General features: G+C 50.9%; 21 protein-coding genes. 7 read left to right on the top strand and 14 right to left on the bottom strand.

All coding sequences use genetic code 11. The annotated features are described in order from the left end of the window. Positions 1-187 precede the first annotated feature (187 nt). The gene (locus BLW34_RS12025; RefSeq protein ID WP_090579916.1) at positions 188-2,827 is read left to right on the top strand and encodes a YbcC family protein; all 2,640 of its coding nucleotides are present in this window, start codon (positions 188-190) and stop codon (positions 2,825-2,827) included. Beyond that, positions 2,824-4,707, top strand: coding sequence for a proton-conducting transporter transmembrane domain-containing protein (locus BLW34_RS12020; RefSeq protein WP_177166026.1), 1,884 nt, complete (start codon positions 2,824-2,826; stop codon positions 4,705-4,707). Before BLW34_RS12025 ends, BLW34_RS12020 begins: the two co-directional genes overlap by 4 nt. Positions 4,708-5,311: 604 nt before the next feature. Here the strand turns inward: BLW34_RS12020 and BLW34_RS12010 are convergent. The 4 genes from BLW34_RS12010 to BLW34_RS11995 all read right to left on the bottom strand — a co-directional run bounded on the left by BLW34_RS12010 (position 5,312) and on the right by BLW34_RS11995 (position 9,099). Continuing rightward, a complete protein-coding gene (locus BLW34_RS12010; protein WP_256203774.1) occupies positions 5,312-7,162 on the bottom strand; it encodes a potassium transporter Kup in 1,851 nt (616 codons plus the stop codon). A 535-nt stretch (positions 7,163-7,697) separates the two neighbouring features. Next, complete coding sequence (locus BLW34_RS12005) at positions 7,698-7,976, bottom strand: HU family DNA-binding protein (protein WP_090579907.1); 279 nt, start codon at positions 7,974-7,976, stop codon at positions 7,698-7,700. A 139-nt stretch (positions 7,977-8,115) separates the two neighbouring features. Beyond that, a complete protein-coding gene (locus tag BLW34_RS12000; RefSeq protein WP_090579902.1) occupies positions 8,116-8,466 on the bottom strand; it encodes a hypothetical protein in 351 nt (116 codons plus the stop codon). Positions 8,467-8,742: 276 nt separating this feature from the next. Further along, entirely contained in the window at positions 8,743-9,099 is a 357-nt protein-coding gene (locus tag BLW34_RS11995) for an SOS response-associated peptidase family protein (RefSeq protein WP_090579900.1), read from the bottom strand. A gap of 39 nt (positions 9,100-9,138) precedes the next feature. Between BLW34_RS11995 and BLW34_RS11990 the strand changes: the two genes are divergently transcribed. Beyond that, positions 9,139-9,525, top strand: a complete 387-nt coding sequence (locus BLW34_RS11990) for a S24/S26 family peptidase (protein WP_090579897.1) — start codon at positions 9,139-9,141, stop codon at positions 9,523-9,525. Positions 9,526-9,530: 5 nt separating this feature from the next. Beyond that, a complete protein-coding gene (locus BLW34_RS11985; protein ID WP_090579894.1) occupies positions 9,531-10,739 on the top strand; it encodes a glycosyltransferase in 1,209 nt (402 codons plus the stop codon). Positions 10,740-10,897: 158 nt separating this feature from the next. Here BLW34_RS11985 and BLW34_RS11980 read toward each other — a convergent pair whose 3' ends face one another. Next, entirely contained in the window at positions 10,898-11,998 is a 1,101-nt protein-coding gene (locus BLW34_RS11980; protein WP_090579892.1) for an NAD(P)-dependent alcohol dehydrogenase, read from the bottom strand. Positions 11,999-12,278: 280 nt separating this feature from the next. Between BLW34_RS11980 and BLW34_RS17055 the strand changes: the two genes are divergently transcribed. After that, positions 12,279-12,530, top strand: coding sequence for a transposase (locus tag BLW34_RS17055; protein ID WP_256203773.1), 252 nt, complete (start codon positions 12,279-12,281; stop codon positions 12,528-12,530). A 494-nt stretch (positions 12,531-13,024) separates the two neighbouring features. Further along, entirely contained in the window at positions 13,025-13,159 is a 135-nt protein-coding gene (locus tag BLW34_RS17050; protein WP_256203772.1) for a hypothetical protein, read from the top strand. A 4-nt stretch (positions 13,160-13,163) separates the two neighbouring features. Here BLW34_RS17050 and BLW34_RS11960 read toward each other — a convergent pair whose 3' ends face one another. Both BLW34_RS11960 and BLW34_RS11955 read right to left on the bottom strand, forming a co-directional pair. Continuing rightward, the gene (locus BLW34_RS11960) at positions 13,164-13,442 is read right to left on the bottom strand and encodes a type II toxin-antitoxin system RelE/ParE family toxin (RefSeq protein WP_090543052.1); all 279 of its coding nucleotides are present in this window, start codon (positions 13,440-13,442) and stop codon (positions 13,164-13,166) included. Further along, entirely contained in the window at positions 13,442-13,651 is a 210-nt protein-coding gene (locus BLW34_RS11955; protein WP_090579888.1) for a TA system antitoxin ParD family protein, read from the bottom strand. The genes BLW34_RS11960 and BLW34_RS11955 overlap by 1 nt, the downstream gene beginning before the upstream one ends. Before the next feature lie 140 nt (positions 13,652-13,791). On the opposite strand from BLW34_RS11955, the gene BLW34_RS11950 reads away from it, so the two are divergent. After that, positions 13,792-14,070 (top strand): HU family DNA-binding protein, encoded by a 279-nt coding sequence (locus BLW34_RS11950; protein ID WP_090579885.1) that lies wholly within the window; start codon positions 13,792-13,794, stop codon positions 14,068-14,070. 276 nt (positions 14,071-14,346) lie between these two features. Here the strand turns inward: BLW34_RS11950 and BLW34_RS11945 are convergent, their stop codons facing one another. From BLW34_RS11945 to BLW34_RS11915, 7 genes are all read right to left on the bottom strand, one after another. Next, positions 14,347-16,131 carry an OLD family protein gene (locus BLW34_RS11945; protein WP_090579882.1) on the bottom strand — a complete coding sequence of 595 codons (1,785 nt, stop codon included), beginning with the start codon at positions 16,129-16,131 and terminating at the stop codon, positions 14,347-14,349. A 21-nt stretch (positions 16,132-16,152) separates the two neighbouring features. Continuing rightward, a complete protein-coding gene (locus tag BLW34_RS11940) occupies positions 16,153-17,463 on the bottom strand; it encodes a restriction endonuclease subunit S (protein WP_090579879.1) in 1,311 nt (436 codons plus the stop codon). Further along, a complete protein-coding gene (locus tag BLW34_RS11935) occupies positions 17,460-19,166 on the bottom strand; it encodes a type I restriction-modification system subunit M (RefSeq protein ID WP_090579876.1) in 1,707 nt (568 codons plus the stop codon). The genes BLW34_RS11940 and BLW34_RS11935 overlap by 4 nt, the downstream gene beginning before the upstream one ends. Positions 19,167-19,205: 39 nt before the next feature. After that, positions 19,206-19,607, bottom strand: a complete 402-nt coding sequence (locus BLW34_RS11930) for a GxxExxY protein (protein ID WP_090579919.1) — start codon at positions 19,605-19,607, stop codon at positions 19,206-19,208. Positions 19,608-19,612: 5 nt separating this feature from the next. After that, positions 19,613-22,411, bottom strand: a complete 2,799-nt coding sequence (locus BLW34_RS11925) for a type I restriction endonuclease subunit R (RefSeq protein ID WP_090579873.1) — start codon at positions 22,409-22,411, stop codon at positions 19,613-19,615. A gap of 156 nt (positions 22,412-22,567) precedes the next feature. Beyond that, entirely contained in the window at positions 22,568-23,056 is a 489-nt protein-coding gene (locus BLW34_RS17045; RefSeq protein ID WP_256203771.1) for an AlbA family DNA-binding domain-containing protein, read from the bottom strand. A 28-nt stretch (positions 23,057-23,084) separates the two neighbouring features. Continuing rightward, positions 23,085-23,291, bottom strand: a complete 207-nt coding sequence (locus tag BLW34_RS11915; protein WP_090543064.1) for a helix-turn-helix domain-containing protein — start codon at positions 23,289-23,291, stop codon at positions 23,085-23,087. Between the last annotated feature and the right edge of the window lie 444 nt (positions 23,292-23,735).

Below are 23,735 nucleotides of genomic sequence, written 5' to 3'. Positions count from 1 at the left end.
CGCTGAAAAACTTGGTATGCAACTCGTTCCCGCTCCTCAATCAACTTAAAAAATCATTCAACTAATCATGTGGATATATTGTGTTTCTTGAGAGAAAGGAGGTGTTGACTGGCGACTAGCTCGAACGTTGTTTGGGGTGATCGGGAAAACTTGGCCCGGAAGACAATCACGAAAAGGATCATATATTATGTCAGCAGTAATTGATAAGGATAAACAAGTACAAAAAGAGGAAGCAAAGATCAGGCTAGTAAAGGATTCTACAAAAGAACTCCCGGAAACTTCTGTCGTTTTCGACAAGCACAAGGTAATGCATGATCTGAAGCACCGCCTGCCAAACCAAGCTCCGCTGAAAAACTTCATTCATCATAACACCTTGCACGCGTTTCAGGATCTCAAGTTCTATGATGGCATACGTCATGCAAAAAGAATATTTGGCTACTTTCCCTCGCTGGCGCTGAGTGAATACAGGGAACTCTACGAGTCCCGACGTATTCGCAAGGATGTCCTGGAGAGAGTCATTACCGAGCGCAAAGGGGCCGAGCATCTTGATGAATGGATGCAAAAACTGCTTCACAAGAAATATGACGAATCCGTTACCCCTCGCGTAGGGCAGCTCAGAAAAAACTGGAAGAGGAAATATCCGATCGATCTGGATTTGATGGTTCATCCACTTCTTTTCCGGATACTTTGCAGCTATCTTGATCAGGGGATTTCCGTCTGGGGTTTCCCCATCGGACATAAAGGCTTTCTTGCTGCCCTGAGGGAAATGGAGGCGAAGAGTTTCACGAGTTTCTTCAAGACCAAAAGAGCCAAAGAATTGCTCGTTTCCGGCAATTGCGAGTTAAAGGATCTGCTGAAGATCGTTGTGGGGGATGAATCGCTCTACGAACAGTATTTGTATGATCAGCAGTTTGCTCATCCCGGGTGGTCGGGCATAGTGGGCACTATCGAGGAACAACCGGAATCCCTCCTCAATCCGAAGGAGATTACACTTCACGATCTGATCGTCTTCGAGCTCCTCATGGAAATTGACGCGCTGGACTCCTATTTCGGGGAAAGCTGGCAGCCTATCGGCAGTATTCTGGAAGAGAGGCCGGTTTCACTTTTCGACGATGTTCCTGAAACGGAAGTGGACGAGGCGTATTCACTCTGGCATGACGCTTTCGAATGGTCTTATTATGACCAGGTACTGACGGGTATCGCCCAGCAGGACAAGAGCTGGGAAAGGAAGATCGAGAACAAAAGCTTTCAGACTTTCTTTTGTATTGATGACCGGCTTACTTCGTTTCGTCGCTACCTCGAACAACTCGATCCAAATTGCGAAACCTTTACGACTGCAGGGTTTTTCAATGTGGAGCTGTATTATCAGCCGGAAAATGGAAAATTCTATACCAAATGCTGCCCCGCTCCCGTTTTCCCGAAATACTTGGTCAAAGAGGTGGGCAGCAACGGGAAGATAAAGAAAGAGGCTCATTTCTCGAAGTCGTCGCATTCCCTTTTTCAGGGCTGGCTGATTTCCCAGACTCTTGGATTCGTGTCTGCCCTCAGGTTGGCATTGAATGTCTTTAGGCCGTCCGATATGCCTGCTATGGCTTCCTCCTTTGCTCATATGAGCGAAGTTTCGGAGCTCACCATCGAAAATAAGAACCCGGAAGACAAGGAAAACGGATTACAGATCGGATTCACCATTCCGGAGATGATTCAGAGGGTAGAAGGTGTTCTGAACAGTACCTCGCTGAATGGGGTGGCAAAGACCTTTGCTCCCATCGTCTACATCATCGGCCATGGCGCCACTAGCGTTAACAACCCCCACTATGCCGCTTACGATTGTGGAGCCTGTGGCGGTAGACCTGGTTCGGTCAATGCGAGAACCTTCTGCTATATGGCCAATCACCCCAAGGTCAGGGAAGGACTTGCTGCAAAAGGAATCATTATTCCACCGGAGACGCAATTCGTTCCGGGCCTGCACGATACCACGCGTGACGAGGTAGCGTTTTTCGATGAAAGCAAGCTCTCGCCGGAGAATGCGGCAATACACAAGAGAAATTCTCTGGTATTTACCGAAGCCCTGGATCTGCATGCGAAAGAGAGATCAAGAAGACTGGTGTCGATCAACACCAAGATGAGTCCCAGAGAGATTCATGAAGAAATCCGCCGCAGGTCGGTCTCGTTATTCGAGCCCCGGCCGGAACTCAATCACGCCACCAACGCGGTTTGTATCGTCGGTAGACGCAGTTTGTCCGAAAACCTGTTTCTGGACAGACGGGCGTCATCGAGTTCTTACGACTACCGGGCCGATCCCGAGGGCAAGTTCCTCGCCATCTCCATGGGACCCATCGCGCCGGTTATGGGAGGTATTGATCTCGAGTATTTTTTCTCCCGAACTGACAATCATAAAATGGGTGCGGGAACAAAGCTGCCCCACAACGTTATGGGACTTATCGGGGTGGCAAACGGCGCTGATGGTGATCTGAGAACCGGTCTGCCAAGCCAGATGATCGAAGTGCACGATCCTGTTCGTCTCCTTGTCATCATAGAGCACTATCCTGATGTAGTGCTGAAGGTGATCAAAGCTGCTGCAGCAAATTATTCGTTTTATGAAAATTATTGGGTGCACACCGTGGTGGTACACCCGGAAACGGGTCAGCTTCACTTATTCAAGGACGGAAATTTCTCGACTGTGTATAAGCCCTTGTTGCAGGGACTGGAAACCATATCGGATATTCCCAAATTGATGGAAGGCGCCAAGAAAGCAGAGTTCACCAACATTGTCGAAGCAACCCAAGAGAATTTACCCGTCTACTTCATTGATAAGGAGCAAAAATGACACCGCTACTGACATCCCTGCTCAAACTGTTCATATTCATTCCATTAATTGGATTTTTCCTGAGCATGATCATTCCACCGCGGAAGGAGGATGCTATCTCGTGGATAGCCTACTCTACCACGGGCATCCAAATGGTTATTGGTTGGGCATTCTTGGCGCTCTGGCTGGCCAGCGGCTATCCGACGCTCCAGACAGTTGAGCTTATTCTTTATGATACGGAACGTTATCAGTTTTTCATTTCACTCTATTTCGATAAGATCACTGCGGTTTACCTTTTTGTCGGTTCTTTTCTGGTTTTCATGATAACGGTGTATTCCAGATGGTACTTGCATCGAGAACAGGGTTATAAACGCTTTTTCAATACGATTCTGTTCTTTTATATCGGCTATAACATCATCATATTCTCGGGAAATTTCGAGACCCTTTTCATCGGATGGGAAGTATTTGGGATCACCTCCTTTCTGCTGATCGGGTTCTATAGAGCACGGTATCTGCCGGTAAAAAATGCCCTGAAGGTATTTACCGTATTTCGCGTTGCCGATATGGGGCTGATCCTGGTTATCTGGATGAGTCATCATCTGTGGCATGAAAACATTACTTTCTCGAAGCTGCTGCACCCGGAACTGGTTGGCCAGGCTCTCCAGGATAACGCCGAAGTGGGCATCCTGATATCCCTCATGTTGGTGCTCGCTGCCGCAGTTAAATCGGGCCAGCTGCCATTTTCCTCATGGGTGCCGCGCGCGATGGAAGGGCCGACACCATCCAGTGCAATCTTCTATGGCTCTCTCTCGGCACATTTGGGAGCATTTCTTCTGCTTCGCACTTATCCTTTCTGGGAAAGCCAGATAGCTATCGTGTCAATCGTGTTCCTGCTCGGCCTGTTTACCAGTATTGTCGCTACGTTTATTGCTCGCGTACAATCGACGATCAAAACGCAGATTGCTTACTCTTCAATCGCGCAGATCGGGATCATCTTCATCGAAATCGCGTTGGGCTTTTATGATATTGCCTTGATTCATTTCGCAGGTAACGCGTTCCTTCGTTGCTATCAACTGCTGGTCTCGCCATCGGTAGTAACCTATCTCATTCGGGATCAGTTTTATCACTTTGTTCCTCGGCAGTCTTCCGATGAGCACACGGCTTTCAAAGGGATCGGGTACTCCATGTATATGCTGGGCGTGAAAGAATTTAATCTCGATTCTTTTATGTATGTATTTTTCTGGGATCCGGTGAAGTGGATCGGCCGCAAGCTGAATCTTGTATTGTCGGGAGTCCAAGGGTTTTTGATTGTGACTGCAACTTTTATCGGCGGACTAGCTTGCTTGCACTTCAAGCAATCACTGCCAGCCGAAGTGCAAGTATTCCTGCCAACGCTATTTGCCCTGATAGGCCTGATCGTGGTGCTCAAATCTTTCACCGAGAGAATGAGCCCTCGCCTCAGCTGGTTCTTCATTATCATGAACTATCTGTGGATGGCGCTGGCGATGTCGTTCTATGAAGAGGTGACAGATCTGGAACTTCAAATCTTTCTGGGTGGTGTAATTCTTTCAGGCTTGATCGGGTTCCTTTGTTTGAGCTGGACGAGCAGGTTGGAGCCCGGAACTGATCTGAAAGAAAAGCACGGTCATGTTTACGAGCACCCTGGACAGGCTTTCATTTTTCTGCTTGCCTGCTTGGGACTGATGGGTTTTCCGATTACACCCTCTTTCCTCGGCATAGATCTTGTTTTCACGCATATTCATACAGACCAGGTGTTGTTCGCGTTTGTCCTGGCTTTGAGTTTTGTTATCGTTGGCCTCTCACTGGTAAGGATATATGCTCGAGTTTATCTCGGGCCTCATGTCAAAACCTATCATGATGTTCCACTTAATAATTCCTGATGGGTGAGAAAGCTGAAGTAGGAGATTAAAAAATACGAAGGTGCTGGTGTCCAATTAACCCAGGTAATGTCGAAGCGGGAAGACTAACTGGGTTAACATGCCGGCCCTTCGGCCGGATACCAAGAAAGATGTGCTCTGAATAAGAGGATGTTGGTTCTCAGCGCGAGAGCATGCGCTTAGACGCAGAAGATCAAGTTGCCTGTGAGGAGTAGTTGCTGATCAAACAGTAAGGCATCAAAGATGCATAACCATAATCCCTGAAACGTTTGGACAGAATCAGGGCAGACCATTTTTTCATGTTGGTTTTCGATATTGGATGTATTCTGATCACATTCAAATCGATACTACTTATGGTAACTGCTTCGGAACTGGGACCGATGAACAATCGGTTCTCTGTTGGATTGCAATTAATATCACTAGCTTTTCTGCTGCGATATCTAGTATTTAACTACATTTCATTCAAAAAAACAGCTAATCATTAAAATAAAACAACTCATTTTTGTAATGAAACACCAGCATCGCTTCTTTCCCAACCCTTTATTACCTATATACATTGCTATTAATTATTCTTGGCGATATTCTCTAGCGCGTGACTATGATCGACTCACAACTCAACTTGTGTTCCTAGCTCAATTACACGGTTAGCTGGGATTTTGAACAGTGTCATAGCGCTAGAGGCATTGCGAGCCATCGTAATAAAAAGCTTTTCACGCCACGGCACCATACCTGGAAGATGAGTGGGGATGAGGGTTTCGCGGCTGAGAAAGAAGGAAGTCTCAAGCATATTGAACTTCAGTCCTAGCGATTCACATTGAGCCAGCGTTGCTGGAACATCGGGTTCATCCTTGTAACCGAAATGAAAGAGAGCACGATAGAAGCCGTTTCCCAGCGATGTAATTTCGGTACGTTCATTCATAGGTATAAACGGAACATCAGCAGTGACCACCGTCAGCAGCACTACTTGTTCATGTAGCACCTTGTTATGCGCTAGGTTATGGAGCAGAGCATGAGGCACACCAGTGGATCGGGTAGTCAAGAACACTGCTGTGCCTGGCACTCTGATCGGTGGATGCTTTTCGATATTGGTAACGAAAAAACCGATATCTATTGCATCAGCCTGAAGACGTTGAATCAGGATGTTGCGTCCTTTCTTCCAAGTAGCCAGCAGAGTAAAGATAACTGTTGCGATGAGCAGCGGGAACCAGCCACCGTGAATCACTTTCATCAGATTGGCACTGACAAAGGCAAGGTCAATCACGAGAAAAACGGTGATGATTGCAACTGCCGCTGCCCAATGCCAGCGCCATAGGCCATAAATCACAAAGAAAACCAATAGCGTATCAATGGCCATCGTGGCGGTTACGGCTATGCCGTAGGCTGCCGCTAGATTACTAGAGGAACCAAACCCTACTACCAGTGCCACCACTCCCAGCATTAGGAGCCAGTTCACAAATGGGATGTAAATCTGCCCCACCTCGCGTTCCGAAGTGTGTAGCATCTGCATCCGGGGAATATAGCCAAGCTGGATAGCCTGCCGGGTGACCGAGAAGGCGCCTGTGATCACTGCCTGCGAAGCGATGACCGTTGCAGCTGTGGCAAGGGCAATTATGGGATAGAGCGCCCATGAGGGAGCCATCAGATAGAATGGGTTGCGCGCTGCCATTGGATCACTTAGCAGCAACGCTCCTTGGCCAAAATAATTTAGCAGCAATGCCGGCCAGACAAATCCAAACCAGGCAAACTGGATCGGTCGCCGGCCAAAATGACCCATGTCAGTATAAAGTGCCTCAGCTCCCGTGATTGCTAGTACCACAGTGCCCAGCACCAAAAATCCAAACCACCCATGATGTAGCAGTAGGTCAATACCATAGGCCGGGTTCATCGCCTTGAGCACGAGAGGGTGCTGGATAATGTTGATTACTCCTAGGAGTGCTAATACCAGAAACCAACCTACCATGATAGGGCCAAACAGCCTCCCTATCCCAGCAGTGCCGCGCGGCTGAAACAGAAACAGTAGCACCAAAACAACTACTGCTAGAGGAATGACCCAGGACTCCAGTGCCGGGGCGGTAACCGCTATCCCCTCCACAGCGCTGAGTACCGAGATGGCCGGAGTGATCATGCCGTCTCCATAAAAGAGCGCCGCACCAAATAACCCAAGTGAAGCTAAGAGCCCGCGTAGCCGTGAATTATCTTTCTTTATCCGTTGCGTCAGCGCAATCAGCGCCATGATGCCGCCTTCTCCCTTGTTGTCAGCGCGCATCATGAAAAGCACATACTTGAGTGACACCACAATAGTCAGCGCCCAGAAGACCAACGAGAGAACGCCAAGGATGTTTTGTGGCTCTGGTGAAAGAGCATGTGCGCCATTGAAAGCCTCCTTCATGGCATAGAGGGGACTGGTGCCAATGTCGCCGTAGACTACGCCTATTGCCCCTATCATAAGGGACAGCATGATATCCTTACTGGAAAGTTGAGGAGATTGGGATATTGTCATGATATGAGAAATTGAGCGGGGAATGTATTTGCCAGTCTATACCAATTAATTGAAGGCTATTGGAAATAGTGTGATGCGACTTGAGTTTAACTTTACTTAGTTTGATATCTATCGTTAGTTTGGCTTTATTTTTTTGTAAAGAAACAGCGTGCTATGAAAAATTTCCTTGTAGCATCATATTTTTAAGCAATTTAATCTGACTTTCAAGAGGCGCCACAAGCTAACATGTTCCAGAACATCACCCTGATTTCACGAGGCGTGAAGCGGCCCTTTGATTATTTCGTTGACTGCGCGCGCTGGTTATGACGGGGTCAGTTACGCCATGGTGACGAACGTAAGCGCGTATCGAAATATTCATTGAGGCCTTCAATTATTTGCCCATCATTTTTGCGGATTCAGCCTGACAGAACCAAGGAACAGCGCGTTCACCAGGGAAGTCACAAAGACGAAGGGCAGCAAACTCCGCTTTCTCTGGGTTTCAGTTTTAGCCGAGTTATTTCTTGGCAACTGCACTCTTGAAAGTTGCGCCAGCAGTGAATTTTGGTGCGATTGTTGCAGCGATCGAAAGTTTCTCGCCTGTCTTGGGGTTCTTGCCTTCACGAGCAGCACGCTGGACTGTTTTAAATGAACCGAAGCCGGGCAGCGTCACGTCATCACCGTTACTCACGGTTTCAACGATGGTGTCAAGCACCGCATTCACGGCACGGCCTGCATCGGCTTTGGTTAAATGGGTGCGAACGGCAATTTGTTCAATCAGTTCTGTCTTGTTCATACTGAGAATGCTCCTGTTAGTTGAGAAACGCGCAGTATAACCGTTTAGATTTTATTTTCATCATGAAACTGATGATAAAACCCTTATCGGGATTCTTTTATGGAACCAATTGGGTAAAAATGAACTTTTGATCTGGAAATTACCATCTCTGTAAACGTAAAACTGGTACAACCCGCTGCAGATGATATTTTGTCGCTAAGCGTGGAAGACATCGCAAAAGGTTGAGTGTCGGTGCCAGAGTCGCTTCAAGGAAAGATCCGAAATTCTTGCTGAGGTTGTCGTTCAGGATAGGCTGACTCGTGCCGCGCAGCTTGTCGCAGGCAAAGTTGGCATAGTGGATACCATAAGGCGGATCCGTGAATATCGCGCTGCCTTCGTATTGGCCATCAGCAGGTGAGACATGCTGTATCGGTCGAGTCGCCACAAGACTGGAGCATCGAATGTTATCGTGTCCAGCCGCCAAGATGGAAGCGGCGGACCAGAATATCATCAACAAGCATCGCCAGGCCTAGCCCGAATATTTCATAAATTAGCACGTGCCCTCACTTGTCTTTTGATTAATAAGAAAGATTTTGCTCAGTCGGGTGTATGAATCACTACACCCCTCCTTCTCAAGACTTCCCTATTAATCAAAATCCTGCGTGATCATCACGCAAATTTATGAAATATTCGGGCTAGCACAGCTCCCACTGACGAAGCCACAGCTCAACGCGATGCCAAGAAACTGAAAAGACTCAAGCAAGAAGTGCAGCAGATTTGCGCCTGGTTAGAACAGAGTGACCACAACACTGCTGACCCTGATGGCAGAGACATAAAATGGTTGTTTGGCTTTACCTCTTGCCAGAAATTTCCATTCATAGAAACCAGCGACAGGAATAAGGCAGCGTTGACGACAAAACGCGTGTTTAAACATTGGCTTTATCGCCAGTGATTTAGAAATCCCATGGGAAGTCAACCCCGGGAGCATTATTGATCTTGCCTGACTATTGACGCGATCACGAATAACCAAAATATCGGTAGAGGGCGTAATGTTATAACGCTGCTCAATCTCTGGCATGGTCGCCACATGATATAAGTTGATCAGGCCGGAACGTGGATAAGCCAGGCAAAAACTTTCACACATCCTGTCATTGTTATTCGCTAAATGAGTGTTTTATACTGTATGACTCATCATGTACTAAAAGTACCTGCCATGACAGCCATCATTTCATTCGTTCCTTCTGACATATCGACGCTGCCTTTCCTGCAGCGAGCTGAGATTGATTCTGTTGTGTGTATATTGCCCCTATTACAGTATCGCATTCCTGCTGGTTTTCTCTCACCTGCGGACGAATATGTTGAGAAAGGACTGGAGCTCAATATTTATCTAATATGCAATAAAGCGGCAACGTATTTCTTTCGTGAGACCGGGAATTCTATGGCTGGCGCTCGCGCGAAATTCTCTCGGATAGCCGATATGGCGAACGCGTACCGGCCAGCGACGCGGCCGCATTGGCGACAGGTATCGTGTGCTGATGCCAAAGTTCCATTTGCTGGCTTGGTAGGCTGACGATCATGGCGGCCCTGCCGATCCGCTCGCTCGCACTGATTGTGCGCACACTCGAGGGTGGTGGAATGCAGCGCATCGTTCTGCTGCTGGCCGAAGCCTTTGCGAAGACCGGCATTCAGGTGGAGGTCCTGACGGGCCATGACGCCGGAACAATTTCCAAGCTGCCGCCAGGCGCGAGCATTCGATGTCTGCCTCACAGCAATGTGTTCTCCAGCGATCTTGCATTGCTCAAGGCGCGTCCTCGCGATGCGTTTCGGCTGTTGCCCCTCCTGACACCCCTCAAGCCGGACATGTTCCGGCGCCTCCCTGCGCTTATAGAGTATCTGCGTACTGCGAAGCCCGACGCTATTCTAGCAGCGGGAACCCAGTCCAATCTTGCGGCAATCATCGCGCGCGCGGCCGCCGGCGTCCCTGCCCGGCTGGTAGTCAGTGAGCACAATACACTGTCAATCGTGGCGCACCGCGGCCACGGCGTGTTTCGCCGGGCCTACCCTGGGCTCGTTCGGCGCTTCTACCCGGAAGCTGACGCGATCGCCGCCGTATCCCGCGGGGTGGCGCAGGACCTAGCCCAGACAACGCGCCTCCCCGAGGAGCTGATCACGCTGATCTATAATCCTGTCGATGCCGAAGCGATCGCCCGCGCCGGTGAAATGCCGGTCGAGCACCCCTGGCTCACTGACCGCTCGCGTCCGATCATCCTCGGCGTCGGTCGCCTGCACCGCCAGAAGGATTTCCCCACGCTTATCCGTGCCTTTGCCATCGCGCGGAAGCAACGCGATCTGCAACTGGCCATTCTGGGCGAAGGCAGCGAGCGCAAGATGCTCGAGACGCTCTGCCACCAACTCGGCGTGCAGGACGACGTCCTCATGCCCGGCTTCGTCGACAACCCCTTCGCCTGGATGAGCCGCGCCTCTCTATTTGTCTTGTCGTCGGCATGGGAGGGCTTTGCGCTAGTGCTGGCGGAAGCGTTGGCGAGCGGATGTCCCGTAATCAGTACCGATTGCCCGAGCGGTCCGCGTGAGATCCTGCAGGATGGCACCTACGGTTCGCTGGTGCCGATCGGAAATCCTGAAGCGATGGCGAGTGCGATACTTACGACCTTGGCAGCTCCTCCGGATGCGGCACGCTTACGAGCACGTGCTGCCGAGTTTTCGGTCGACGCCACCGTCGCGGACTATCGCAGGCTGCTGGAGGGCGCAGATGGTCGTTGTTAAATAAATCAGAATTTAGCCAAAGCACTCCATTATTAACGTTGAGACTGTAAAAAACCTCATTCTCCCTGTTTTCCCTGGCCATCTTGAAATCATTCCATCCATCAGATTCATCTCAAATCGGGCGCAATATGTTTACCCGAATATTTCATAAATTCGCGTTAGAAGGGCTTAATCGCTACCTTCAAGACACCGTCCCGCTGGTTCGCGAACAGGTCGTATGCGGAGACGATATCATCCAATTTGTACTGGTGCGTCACCAGCACCTCGAGATCGACGCGGCCAGATTCGACTACGTTCAACAGTCTGCGCATACGCTCTTTGCCCCCTGGGCAGAGCGCCGTGTTGATACGATGATCGCCCAAACCCGCGGCGAACGCGGATAACGGAATCGTCAGATCGCTGGAATAGACGCCGAGACTAGACAACGTGCCACCTGGTTTCAGTACGCGCAGCGCGGATTCAAAGGTCGCTTGGGTGCCTAGTGCTTCGATGGCTGCATCGACTCCGCGTCCTTCGGTGAGTTTCATAATCTCGCTGACGACATCGCAGTTCTTGAAGTTCAAGGTGATGTCGGCACCCATCATTTTCGAGATACCCAGGCGATGGTCGTTACCGTCAATGGCGATGATGGTAGTAGCTCCCAGCAAGCGTGCGCCGGCCGTCGCGCACAAGCCAATCGGGCCTTGTGCGAATACCACGACCGTGTCGCCGATCTTGATATTGGCGTTCTCCGCACCTTTGAACCCGGTGGACATGATGTCCGGACACATTAGTACTTGCTCATCAGTCAGGCCATCGGGAACAGGCGCGAGATTGGCTTGTGCATCCGGGACCAGAACGTATTCCGCCTGGGTCCCGTCGATCAGATTGCCAAAGCGCCAGCCCGCCGTCGCCTTATAGCCGTGGGATCCACATTGCCCTGCCGGAATCAGGTAGCTGCCATCCTGGGAGGGGTAGCCATCCTGGCAGGCGTAGGAAGTGAAACTGGGGCAAATAGCGCCAGCGATCACACGCTGACCTTCCTTGTATCCCTGAACCGAACTTCCGAGTTTTTCTATTACACCCACAGGTTCATGACCGACGGTCAGGCCTTTGGCAACGGGATATTCTCCTTTGAGAATGTGGACATCCGTGCCACAGATGGTGGTCGTGGTTATTCTCACCAACGCATCGTTGGGGCCAATATTTGGAATGGGTTTGTCAGTCAACTCGATCCGGCCGGGCTTAACGAATACAGCAGCTTTCATCATGGCAGCCATGACTTTCTCCTTAATTACAATTGAACATAATCATTGTTTTTGGGGTGACGAAGATTCCTGCAGTCTGTAACGTATTGATCGTCACGTATGGGATGTCGACAATGATTGTAATCGATTGGTTGCTGAACTACCCTATATTTTCCGCCTTCCAACTAGCCACCCTTATGCTGCCACTTCTTATTGATTCTGTCTTCGATCCAGTTCTGCAGGCTCCGTGGTCGGAGACAAATAGCATTGACACGCTAACCCGAATATTTCATAAATTGGCACGTGCCAATTTATGAAATATTCGGGTCCTAAGCACATTGAGCTGAGTAAAGCCGTTGCTCAGGTGCTGGAAGATAATCGTCGGCAGGCAAGCTGCAAGCATGATGGGCTGGCTCATGTCTATGTGGGCACATTACGCCTCAAACTGATTAAAATCGGTGCCGTCATCCTGCGCAATACCCGCCGTATTCGCTTTCTACTCGCAAGTAGCTGTCCCTACCAGAAACTTTTCTTCCAGGTTTCCGCCAAGCTTACTCCTGGATAACGCATTTCCATGATCATCACTGACTTTTACCGCATAAAATAAACCATGTGGTAGATTAAACCATGTGGTAGATGATCTATGTCTCCTGTAACTAAAGAAAGCCCCATTTCTGTTGCGACTTTCACCGGAGAATACAAAAAAGCGCTTTGCTCAACAACAAATTCTGAGTAGCAATACGATTCATGCAAATGAAAAATGAATATCCGGCAAATTCGCTCCTGTTTTTAATGCTTGTGCAATATTGGGGCTAGCACTCAGAATCTCCAAACAGCCTCTTAGGGCGGGTCGATTATCAGCGGCAATATGAACCTATTTTGTACGGCTGGCGTGAGGGAGCATCGCACTACTGGTGTGGCGGCCGCGACTAGGGGGTGTGTGGTTTTTCAATAAACCAACCAAGAATGATCTCCATCCCACGATGAGACCCGTGGAGTTGGTGGAGCGCGCCATCCGCAACTCCTCACGTCCTGAAATCGGGACGTCAAGCTCGTCTGATGGAACTCGATCCGAAGTATTGTGATGTGATTGCGCGCCGCTGGGAATTATTTACCGGCAAACAGGCAATGCTGGCTGGATGTGAACAAACCTTTACTGGCGTGGCTTCACAGCGCAAAGCAGTTTTAGCCTAAAAAACTACTTCTCCTGCCATTTGAGATCGCGATAAAAATTCTCATGAGCTCCAAGAATCAGCAGTTTCAGGCTATTCTCATCGAGAATACGGTAAGCCAGCATGCACAACTGGTTCGATAAACGGAACGTGTAGACTCGAACGCCACGAAGATCTCCCACCTTCGCTTCACCACGCTCAGGATGGTTAGCGATGGTACGTACTGCCTCATCAAGCTCAGATTTCTGCTGGGGATGCAGCTTTTTTACTGCACGCTCGAACGCAGAGGTAACAAGCAATCGCATCAGCCGAACTTATATTCGCCGACAGGCTCCTCCTGATCAGCGAGTAAGATGTCGCGAATCATGCTGAACGGTAAATCGGGATTTTCCTCAGCGATTCTGCCAATCTGTGACCAGTATTCGATTTGCTTGGGTACCGAGCGATGCTGAATTTGCGCGTAACGCTTGGCCTGAGCGACCAGATTCTTTGATAACTTTACGTTCACAGACATGGCAATCTCCAATTAAAAGCCCGTTGTAGTCCAATTGGTTCCATAAAGGTACTTTGGTATTTTCTCATCGATTTCATGCTGACAACAAAGCCTAACCGGTTATACTGCGGGCTTCTCAACCCACAGGAGTATTTTAAGCGATGAACAAGACCGAACTGATTGAGCAGATTGCCATCCGCGCCAACTTAACCAAGGCTGATGCAGGTCGTGCCTTGAATGCCGTGCTGGATACCATCGTTGAAACCGTGAGTAACGGTGATGACGTGACGCTGCCTGGTTTCGGTTCATTCAAAACAACTCAACGCGCTGCCCGTGAAGGCAAGAATCCCAGGACCGGCGAGAAGCTCTCGATTGCTGCGACAACCGTGCCGAAATTCTCTGCCGGCGCAACTTTCAAGGGCGCAGTTGCCAAGAAATAATCGGGTTAAAACCAGAAACCAGAAACCAGAAACCAGAAACCTACAAAGAGCGGTATTTGCCGCTCTTTGCGTTCATAACTCACCCGATGTGATACACCCGCCTCCTTGCTGGGAGTAATATTGAGCCCCAATTAACCCGAATATTTCATGTCCAGCACCTGCGTGAGCCAGTACTTGCCGTCATTCTCTCCGCAGAACTTGGCCTTGTAGCGCTCGTCAATGCCGTGTACGGAACGGGATTGTTGACAAGCAACGGCAGCTTATTGCCATTCTCGATCATGGCGCATTTCCCATAGGCAAGAGTGGAGACACAAGCTCAACAATTAACTTTTTGATGATCGAATTGCCCAGCTTTGCGACGATGGGGATCGTATTATCTCTGCCCAAATTCCAGTGTAAACCGTCGTCAAAGATAACGCGTAGAAGATAGTGCGTTTCAGGAACGATAGCCCCGCGCTGGCTGGCCCAATCAAGCTTTTGGCTAGTTTTCTTAACATTAAAGAAGCCGTTTGCACCTGGTAGATGTTCGATTTGTCTATAGGCAAGCATCTCAATGGTTCTGCGCGTTATGGCGCAAATCGCTAACGGATCATAGGGTTGGTTGTTTTTGTATTTATTGAACTCTTCTTCAGTAAACGCCTGAAATTTTCCATGCTTTCCCCAGCTAGACCGGGTTCCACTTATCGTTTGGAGGTCTGCAGAGAAATCAAATTTATCCGTATGATAATGAACAAAATATTTTGAAATATTGTTTTTAATCTCCTCGCCAACACTCTCATCATTTCTGGCGGAAATTAGTTTCTTCATTGCGTCGCAAGAATCGAACGAATGGTTCTTGTCTAGATAGATGACGTTTTGGTTGCTGAAGACGTAGTTCTTGAAAAATGCTGGGTTCAAGTGGGTGAGGATGATCGGGTAGATTGCCCTGCCTTGTCGCTTATAATCTTCAATAAGCTCGGTGATGTAGTACTGGGCAACGGTTAAGTTAGCATCATCCAAATAATCAAATACTTCGTCGATGATGAGAATGGCTTTTTCCTTGGTCAGCTGATGTTTCGCCACATGAAACATAGCTACTAGTAAAAGAATATCTCTTTGGCCATTGGAGATATGTGATGGGTCTGGTAACTCAACAACCAGCTTCCCCTTGGTTTCCTTTACGTTGGCATCTTTCCACGAACTGTTAAGATCAGCCACATGCGTTTTCAACGACTTTTTGATTTCTTTATAACGCAACCATTCCAAATAGCCGTTTAGTTGCGCTAGATTTTCTCTCACAAGAAACACCAGTTGCCAAAGCGACAAAAATGCAGTGTTTTTATCTTGATCAGAAGTATCGACGATGATCTGCACTGCCAACTTGAAGTCGGCCTCAGTAAGTATTTGTTCGATGTCAGCAGTGGCAGCACTAATGGCTTCCGCGTTGTCACCACTATGAGCGGAAATTGTTGCTTGTATTGTTTCAATCTTTGTCCATCTTCGCTCTTTTATCAATGGAGTGATTGCCTCCATAAATTCAGTCGAGCGCATGATGAACTGTGGTGATGCGAAAAGTGCGTTGTCTAGGTTTTGCAGCAAACGACCGCGATTACCAAACGCCTGTTTAGTAGCGGAAACTTTGTAAGGGTTAGCAACCTCATTTGGCTTATTGCAGATAACAATTGGGTCAATAACTTGTTTGGCACTTGCTCTTGGAAACCCTCCCATATTTCTGGCGCTGGCCTTGATGCGCCGCATATCACCGATCACATGAATGTCGAGGTTTTTGCGAATCTCATTGGAGTGCGCGGCTTCAGTTACATATAGCTTTTTTGTTAGTCCTTTATCAGCAATATCCAAACTAATTTTTGCGGGTTTTGTTGCGCTATGCAGATGCCGCGCTTCGTCATGCAATTTGAGGGATGTTTGACTGGCAATGCTTTTGAATGCAACAGCAATGGAGGTTTTACCAAAGCCGTTGGCAGCAACCAAAATGTTAGGGCGATTCTTTAAAATCTTGTCCGGGATTCTAAGTAACTCGATACCTCGGACATTTTCGATTTCGATGTTGTTAATGGTCATTATACTCATCCCTTGTATTTCTTATTTCGCGTAATTCGTGGCGCATCGATTACCTGCCTTTCGAAGTTGCTGTGGCAAGGGGAAGCACGACAAATCCAATTCGCCCTTGAAAGCCTGTTGGCTCAGCGCGCCGTAGAGGGCTTCCAGATCGGCGAGGCTTTGTTGATAGCGGGATTTGATGACTTCGACTTTCTCGGCAATGATTGCGAATTTGTTTTGGAGTTCTAACGGTGGTACCACCACCATTGTCTCCTTCACGTTTTTGCTGCTTATGGTATTTAACCCAGAGGTCGTTTTCCCAGCTCTAAACATCTGCCGCCTTCCACCAGGCGAGTTGACAAAGAAACTGGCGTAGAAAGGTGTAATCCGGGATGAATCAACTCGAACACGAATCAAATGGTTTTGATGAACACAACTTTCGATTGATCCATCCCACACCGCAGATCGACCAACTTCCTCTGGATTGCCATGTCCCTCAACAATTAATAGGTCGCCCTGTTGTAGGCGAACGCGGTCTAGCTCTGCTGGTGTTAGGCCGATTCGCTTGATTTCACTCAAGTTGAGTCTGTCACGGTAGACGTTGGCAACTCTGAGGTAAGGAGCGTTTAGTTCGTAGTCATTACGCTTCGTCGTAACCTGTAAACCGCCTTGTACGTTGCCGATAGACCCCAGTGAGTGTAGTTCCCACCCCTTCTCATTCCGTACCGGATCGCCAAACATCTCCAGAAACACGCTCTTGAGCAGGTCGTCGAGTTGTTGCAGGTGTTGTTTGCGCTGGGCGATCAGCCCTTCCACTTTGCCAAGCAGATGGGCAATGCGGATTTGGTCGTCAATTGGTGGGAGAGGGATTTGTATTTTTCTTAAGTGACTTGGACCAAAATTTAGTTGGGCGGAACCTGTGATTAGCTTCTTCAGTTGAGATTTGAAGTTATTTGTTCCTAGAAATATCTTAAAAAAATCTATGCTTAATAGTTCTTGGTTAATTACTTTAAATCTGATGGTGCTGGTGTTCATGCATAGTGGTAAATGCTCAGCAGAAATGAAAGCAATTTTGTTATGAAAGTTATCGACAACAATACCTGAGCTTGCTACTACCAAGTCGCCGGCATCAGCTAAAAAATGGGCATACTTCCCGTAGGCTTCTTCCTTTGAAATATGTATGGTTGTCGCATCTAGGTTTAGTTTTCCAAAATTTATGTTGCGGACGTTGAGTAACTTAACTCCTTGCTCTGTAAACTGCCAATTCCTAACACCAGGGCCTTCTTGAAAGAAAAGCAATTCAGGTAAATTGTAAGTGCGCCAATTTTTTGGTAAGTCACTGGCGTTCCTCATCCAATCATCTCCTTTAGTTCCAGTAACTCACGCACAATGCCGCTCTGCACCTTGGCCAGCTCCGCCTCATCCACATCGCCCACCTCGGCCTGGATTAGCCGATCCAGAATCACGCCCGGTGCGTCGTAGTGCACTTCCTCGAATACATCGGTTTTGTAGCGGGAGAGCGAGAGGTCGTAGCTGTTCTTCTCGTCAGCGATCTCGGTGCGCGGCACCATAAAGCACTTGGCGGTGCGATCGGTGTCGGCGGCTGGGTTGCGAGCGTGATACCTGGCAATGATGTCTTGCAGGTCACCAAAGCCTTCCTGCTTGCTGCGTTTGTCGTCCAGCGAATAGCCGTCGGCGGCCATTTCGTAGAACCAGACGTGCTCGGTAGCAGGCTGGGTGACTTTGTCCTTCGGCCCCCAGACCTTGGTGAACAGCAGAATGGCGGTGCTGACCCCGGCATAGGGTTTGAACACGCCGCTGGGCAGGGTGATGACGGCCTTGAGTTCGCAGCGCTCCACCAGCAACTGGCGCAGCGTCTTGAACGCGCCACCTGAGCCGAACAGCACGCCCTGCGGCACGATCACGCAGGCGGTGCCGCCTTTCTTCAGCAGGCGGTAGATGTTTTCGACAAACAGCAGCTCGGTCTTGGTGGTGCCCAACTGCAGGGCTTCGTTGATGTCCCCCTTGTCGATGCTGCCGGTGAAGGGCGGGTTGGCCATCACGATGTCGTATTCGGATTCCTCGGTATAGCTCTTGCTGAGGGTGTCCTTGTAGTCGATGTGCGGCTCGTCGATGCCGTGCATCATCAGGTTCATCAGCCCCAGGCGCACCATGGTGGCGTCGATGTCGTAGCCCCACAGCGAACTGGCCAGAATGGCCTGCGCTTTCTCGGTGAGCGCGGCGGCGACCGAGGTGCGCACGAAGCCATCTTCATCGGGGGCGAGGTCTTTGGTGCCCGCCTTGATGGCCAGTTGGGTGACGATGTACTGGTAGGCACCGAGCAGGAAGCCGCCGGAACCACATGCCGGGTCCGCAATCTTGTGGCCCAGCTGGGGCCGCACCAGATCAGCCATCAGCTTGATGATGTGGCGCGGGGTGCGGAACTGGCCGTTCTTGCCAGCGGTGGCGATTTCGGACAGCAGCATTTCATAGACATCGCCCTGGATGTCCTGAAAGGCTTGGCCGTTCTCACGCGAGTCGCGCTCCATTACCTCGAAGATGTCGTCGATGGTCTTTACCGCTTCCACCAGCAAAGCTGGCTTGGGAATGATGAACACGGCGTTCTTCATGTGGCGGGTAAAGTTGGACTCGGTGCCGTTGAGGTCTTTGAGGAAGGGGAACACCTTGCCCTGCACATGCTGCAGCATCTCTTCGGCCTGCATGTGCTTGAATTCGCTCCAGCGCAGGGTTTGCTTGTCGATCTCATAGTGCTTCTCGTCTTCCAGCTTTTTCGCCCATTCGGCATCTGTATCCCTTTCTTCTCGCCGTGCGCGATATTCTGGTGGAATCCACTTGCCATCGAACTTCGAGGCGCACCTCTCTCCAATGAATTCCGCGCCGGCCTGGCGTTTGAGATCCAACTCGTCGAGCCGTTTCATGAACAGCAGATAGGTAATCTGCTCGATGGCGGTGAGCGGGTTGCTGATGCCGCCGCTCCAGAATTTGTTCCAGAGCTGGTCGATCTTGCTTTTGAGTTCGGGGTTGTTCTGTAGCATTTTTAAACTTTCTTGTTAACCACGAAAAACATGAAAATGTTATAGCGCCAGTCGGGTTGTTAAAACCTGTGGATAGGAACCAAAATTGATGAGCAAACCAAGTTTCAGCCTGCTTGCTTTTAAATAATTCATCACTTGGGCCTTATATTCAGGTGCAATCTCTTTGACGGCCTTCAGTTCAAGAATGATTTTCCCGAAGCAGACAAAATCTGGCTTGTAGATTGGTCGCAGTGATTCGCCTTTGTGGTGTAGCTTCAGCTCTGGCTGGGAAACAAAAGGAACTTCTCGTGTTGCCAGCTCCCGTTCCATGCATTCCTGATAGACGGTTTCGAGAAAACCACATCCCATCTCGCGGTACACGTCAAAAATAGCCCCCTGAATCTGATAACACTCCTCTTTGAAAAGAATCTTTTCGTGTCTTTCGTGTATTTCGTGGTTCATAGTCATCATGCCGCCAGGCGCTCGGTCAGCTGCAGGATTTCGTTGATTTCGGCCGGACTGAACACGCCACGGATACCTTGCGGGTGGATGACCGTGAAGGGGGCGTTGATCAGGTCTTTCTTCTCCACCTTTTCGCGCTCGATGATAAAGTGCTTCAGCAGATTGAGGAACTCCATCTGCCGGTTGCTGAGCGTGGTGTGGGTCTGGATAAACTGATCAAACGCCGCGCTGACTTCGTCCGGAAAGCTCTTGAGCACTTCAATGCCCAGAATGTGGCGGATGAACTGGATGAAGCGCGCCTTGCGGTTTTTGTAAACTTGACGCAGCAGGTCTTCAGTGATGTGCGGGTGCTCTTCGTGCAACAGTTCGGCCAGTTCGTTGGCCTCAATCGCGCTGACCGTCTCGCCGTTCTTGATTTTCTGCAGCACCGGGTTGTGTTCGGTCAGCTCGGCAATCAGCGCCTCGACCATTTCGCGGTAGCGGGTGATGCTGACCGCCTCATGCTGCGGGCCGAATTCCACCCACTCCTTCTTGTGCAGTTCATCAGCCAGATCCAGGTGGGTTTGCTCCTGGCTGGTGCTTTGCTCGCGGAATTTCATCAGCGGGCCGAGCTTGGCCACCATGTCATCGAAGGCGTTTTCGTCGGCCTTGGCCCAGTAATGGCTGGTTTGCGCGGCGCGGATCAGGGTTTCTTCCTGCTTCACGAAACTGACCGAGAGCGGCAGTTCGCTGATCTGTTCGACGATGCCTGCTTTGAGGGTTTCAGCCTGTTCCTTGTCTTCGTTCAGCACGGCCAGCGAATATTCCAGCAGGTCGCGCTCGAAACGCATGGCCTTGAAATCGGCCTCGGAGACAGTGCGGAACAGCGGCTTGATTTCAGCGCGCAGGAATTCCAGCCGGTCGTGGCTGAGGCTGATCCAGAAGTTTTCGTCTTCCAGCCGTGCCAGTACAGCGGCGGCTTCCTTGATCACCACCGATTCCTTGGGTAGCGCGGCAATCTGCCGGCGCAGCTTGGCGATTTCGCGCGTGGCGATGTTGGCATGGCCGCTGTCGTTCACCTTCTCGATCTTGTCCAGGCGCAGGCCCACCAGCCGCACCGGCAGTGGCGACTGGGGCTTGAGTTCTTTGCCCTTAGGGTTGAGCTTGAAGTATTCGAAATTGTCCCAGCAATCGAGAATCAGGAACACATCTTTCTCAAGGCACCAGGGCTTGGACTTGCTGGTTTCCAGCAAGCGTGTGCCGCGCCCGACCATCTGCCAGAACTTGGTGTAGGAATACACCGGCTTGGCGAACACGAGATTGACGATCTCGCGCACGTCGATACCGGTGTCGAGCATGTCTACGCTGATGGCAATGCGCGGCATGTCGTTGTTGGTGAATTGATCGAGCAGGCCGCCTTTGCCGTAGACGCGCGGATCGTCCGACACCAGCACCTTGGCCAGTTCGCCGTGGTAGTGCGGGTAGAGCTTGTCGAAGATTTCCTCCATGCGCCGGGCGTGGGCCTTGGTGGCGCAGAAGAAGATGGTCTTTCCCGGCAGCACGCCGTTGGCATCCTTGATGGCTTCTTCCATGAACTCGCGGACGATCAGGGTGTTGGTGCCCTTGTTGATCACCTGCTTTTCCAGCTGCGAACCTTCGAAGTTGATTTCCTCAACCTCTTTGCCCTGCAGGATCAGCTTTTTCTGGTCGTCCAGCGAAATGGTGCGCTTGCTGATGCCCTCCATCTGGAACTTGGTCTGAATCTTCATGACCTGAAAGTTGCAGAGGTAAGGCGGCACGTTGTTCACAGCCTCCTCGAAGGTGTAGGCAAAGGTCGGCAGGCCGTCTTCGCAATGAAAAAGCTGAAAGGTGTTGTGATCGATGATGTCGGTCGGCGTGGCCGTCAAACCCAGGGTGATGGTTTTGAAATAGTCGAGCACTTCGCCGAAGGTGTTGTAGATGGAGCGGTGGCTCTCATCGACGACGATGAAATCGAAGAAGTGCGGTGACAGGTGCTGTGCCTCGTCCCGAATGAGGTTGAGCATCGTGGGATAGGTGGCAACGTAAATGCGGCGGTCTTTGGCAATCAGCTTTTCGCCCACATTGGGCCAGCGTGGCTCATTGGGCGTGTGCTCCTTGAAGGCCGCCAGTGCCTGCTCGCGCAGTGCGATACGGTCGACCAGAAACAGCACCTTCTCGGCGTGGCCAGCGCGCATCAGCGCATCGACCATGGCAATACAGGTGCGGGTCTTGCCGGTGCCGGTGGCCATCACCAGCAGGAAATCGCGCTTTTTCTGCTCGATGCCTTCGAGCACCGAGCGGATAGCGCGGATCTGGTAGTCACGACCGGCAATCGAGGTGTTGATGAACTCTTGCGTCAGCGGTTTGCGATTGCGGCGGATATAGGCGAAGCGCTCCAGATCGTCGCGCGTGGGGAAGCCGACCACCTTGCGCGGCGGCGCGTTCTCAAGGTCCCAGAAGTAAATTGAATGGCCATTCGTGTAGAAGCAGAACGGCAGCTCACCGTCCAGCTGCTTCTGGATGTTGTAGCAATACTGCTTGGCCTGCTCGCGGCCGATGGCGGCGTCCCGGCTGGTTTTCTTAGCCTCGATGACGGCCAATGGCTTCCGATCTTTGCCCAGCAGGACGTAATCGCTGAACTGGTGGCCTTCGTAGGGCGTGCGGGGTTCGGCCACACCTGCGGGCAAAGCGGTCAGGATGTCGAATTCCTCGACAACCTGCGTGGGGTCCTTGGCGTTCCAGCCAGACTGAGCGAGTTGCCGGTCAATCAGTTCTGACCGGGTTTGTGCCTCAGATTGGGTCATGAGTTACCGTCCTCCCCTGCGGCTGCGCGGTATGTGTGGCTTGCTTTATCGCCCATGTTTGGTCGCTGTGGTCGATAGCAGCCTTTGATTCATGGGGGCCGAACTGGTGTATCGCCCAGCTATCACCGATAAGGCGCATGTTGTCCGATAGCCTGCTCATGACACCGCCCAATACCGACGCCAGCGGTTGTTGCCCTCGAAGCGCACAGCACCGCGCTCGGTGGTGTGCAGCACGTTCTGCGGTGTGACCCCCAGCGGTAGCGGGCCGGGGTTGACCACTTCCGAGGCCGTGACGCGGTCGGATGCGCGCAAAGCCTGCAGCAGCTTGTCGCGCTTGGCGGCATCCATCTCACCGCGAGGAATCCGCAACACGATGTACTGGCCGCCATTGGGGGCGGTGACGACATCGGGCAGCACGGCAACGTTAACAGTGCGCTCGGCCAGTTTGCGCCGAAGGGTGTCGGGCAGGTCGGCGGGGATTTGTTGACCGGCTGGCGGCGCATCCTGCCCGTCCTCGATGCCCAGCAGCAGCCGACCGCCCGTTGCATTGGCAAAGGCGATGCAATCCTTGGCGATTTCGTTCCAGTCTGTCGTCTTGCCGGTCACTGCTCGCAAGGACTTCTGGTCGAGGAGTTGTCCTTCCAAGCTCACGCGATCCTTTCCCTGCTGCGCTTCATTTCTGTTCGTCCCCACTCTCCGGCTCGTCATCGGCCCCGCCCGCTCGCACCCATTCATCGACTTCGGACAGCTGGAATTTCCACAGCCGTCCGATCTTGTGCGCAGGCAGGCCCTTGCGCTCCCGCCAGCGGTAGACAGTGTCCTTCACGACGCCCAGATGCTGGGCGACTTGCTCGGCGGTGACCCACGGTTCGGTTGTCATGGCATTGGCGCTCAGGTTAAAGCCTCAAAGTCGTGTTAAATCGTCATCAGTCTAACAGAGGATGGCTTTAATGGCCAACGAAAAGGGTGCCTGGGTGCCTGGCGGCCAAGGTGGCTGTTTCTCCAGATTCCAGCTCGAGTGGAGCATGAGGCGGAATTTGATGGTTTACTGATGGACGGTGTAGCGGTCTTGTTAGCGGTGAAAGCGGTCCGACTTAAGCGGCTCGCGCAGGACGGCATGCGGGTGAGCGTCAATGCGGACGCGTCCTCATTCTGGCTAGCGTTTACGGTAGAAAATATGCCCACCCTCGGAGGAGTGGCGGCGCATTTTGCGTGACCACTTCGGCTTGACCTTGTATATTAAAACCAACGACTAAATTGTTTTAAACTTGCGCTGATTTCTGGGGAAGCCGGTCCGACCTTAAGCCTTGAGCTTGTAAGAAGA

Origin of the sequence: Nitrosomonas sp. Nm58 (genome assembly GCF_900107335.1) — a bacterium.
GTDB lineage: Bacteria > Pseudomonadota > Gammaproteobacteria > Burkholderiales > Nitrosomonadaceae > Nitrosomonas.
This window is presented reverse-complemented; position numbering and strand designations above follow the sequence as displayed.

Coding starts and splice junctions, on each gene's coding strand:
- BLW34_RS11980 (WP_090579892.1), bottom strand. CDS start 11,998: ATGGCTGCCATGATGAAAGCTGCTGTATTCGTTAAGCCCGGCCGGATC.
- BLW34_RS11935 (WP_090579876.1), bottom strand. CDS start 19,166: ATGCTACAGAACAACCCCGAACTCAAAAGCAAGATCGACCAGCTCTGG.
- BLW34_RS12005 (WP_090579907.1), bottom strand. CDS start 7,976: ATGAACAAGACAGAACTGATTGAACAAATTGCCGTTCGCACCCATTTA.
- BLW34_RS11945 (WP_090579882.1), bottom strand. CDS start 16,131: ATGACCATTAACAACATCGAAATCGAAAATGTCCGAGGTATCGAGTTA.
- BLW34_RS12020 (WP_177166026.1), top strand. CDS start 2,824: ATGACACCGCTACTGACATCCCTGCTCAAACTGTTCATATTCATTCCA.
- BLW34_RS11985 (WP_090579894.1), top strand. CDS start 9,531: ATGGCGGCCCTGCCGATCCGCTCGCTCGCACTGATTGTGCGCACACTC.
- BLW34_RS11925 (WP_090579873.1), bottom strand. CDS start 22,411: ATGACCCAATCTGAGGCACAAACCCGGTCAGAACTGATTGACCGGCAA.
- BLW34_RS12000 (WP_090579902.1), bottom strand. CDS start 8,466: ATGATATTCTGGTCCGCCGCTTCCATCTTGGCGGCTGGACACGATAAC.
- BLW34_RS17055 (WP_256203773.1), top strand. CDS start 12,279: ATGAAATATTCGGGTCCTAAGCACATTGAGCTGAGTAAAGCCGTTGCT.
- BLW34_RS11955 (WP_090579888.1), bottom strand. CDS start 13,651: ATGTCTGTGAACGTAAAGTTATCAAAGAATCTGGTCGCTCAGGCCAAG.
- BLW34_RS11950 (WP_090579885.1), top strand. CDS start 13,792: ATGAACAAGACCGAACTGATTGAGCAGATTGCCATCCGCGCCAACTTA.
- BLW34_RS12025 (WP_090579916.1), top strand. CDS start 188: ATGTCAGCAGTAATTGATAAGGATAAACAAGTACAAAAAGAGGAAGCA.
- BLW34_RS11930 (WP_090579919.1), bottom strand. CDS start 19,607: ATGAACCACGAAATACACGAAAGACACGAAAAGATTCTTTTCAAAGAG.
- BLW34_RS11960 (WP_090543052.1), bottom strand. CDS start 13,442: ATGCGATTGCTTGTTACCTCTGCGTTCGAGCGTGCAGTAAAAAAGCTG.
- BLW34_RS11915 (WP_090543064.1), bottom strand. CDS start 23,291: ATGACAACCGAACCGTGGGTCACCGCCGAGCAAGTCGCCCAGCATCTG.
- BLW34_RS12010 (WP_256203774.1), bottom strand. CDS start 7,162: ATGCTGTCCCTTATGATAGGGGCAATAGGCGTAGTCTACGGCGACATT.
- BLW34_RS11940 (WP_090579879.1), bottom strand. CDS start 17,463: ATGAGGAACGCCAGTGACTTACCAAAAAATTGGCGCACTTACAATTTA.
- BLW34_RS11990 (WP_090579897.1), top strand. CDS start 9,139: ATGACTCATCATGTACTAAAAGTACCTGCCATGACAGCCATCATTTCA.
- BLW34_RS17050 (WP_256203772.1), top strand. CDS start 13,025: ATGGAACTCGATCCGAAGTATTGTGATGTGATTGCGCGCCGCTGGGAA.
- BLW34_RS11995 (WP_090579900.1), bottom strand. CDS start 9,099: ATGTGTGAAAGTTTTTGCCTGGCTTATCCACGTTCCGGCCTGATCAAC.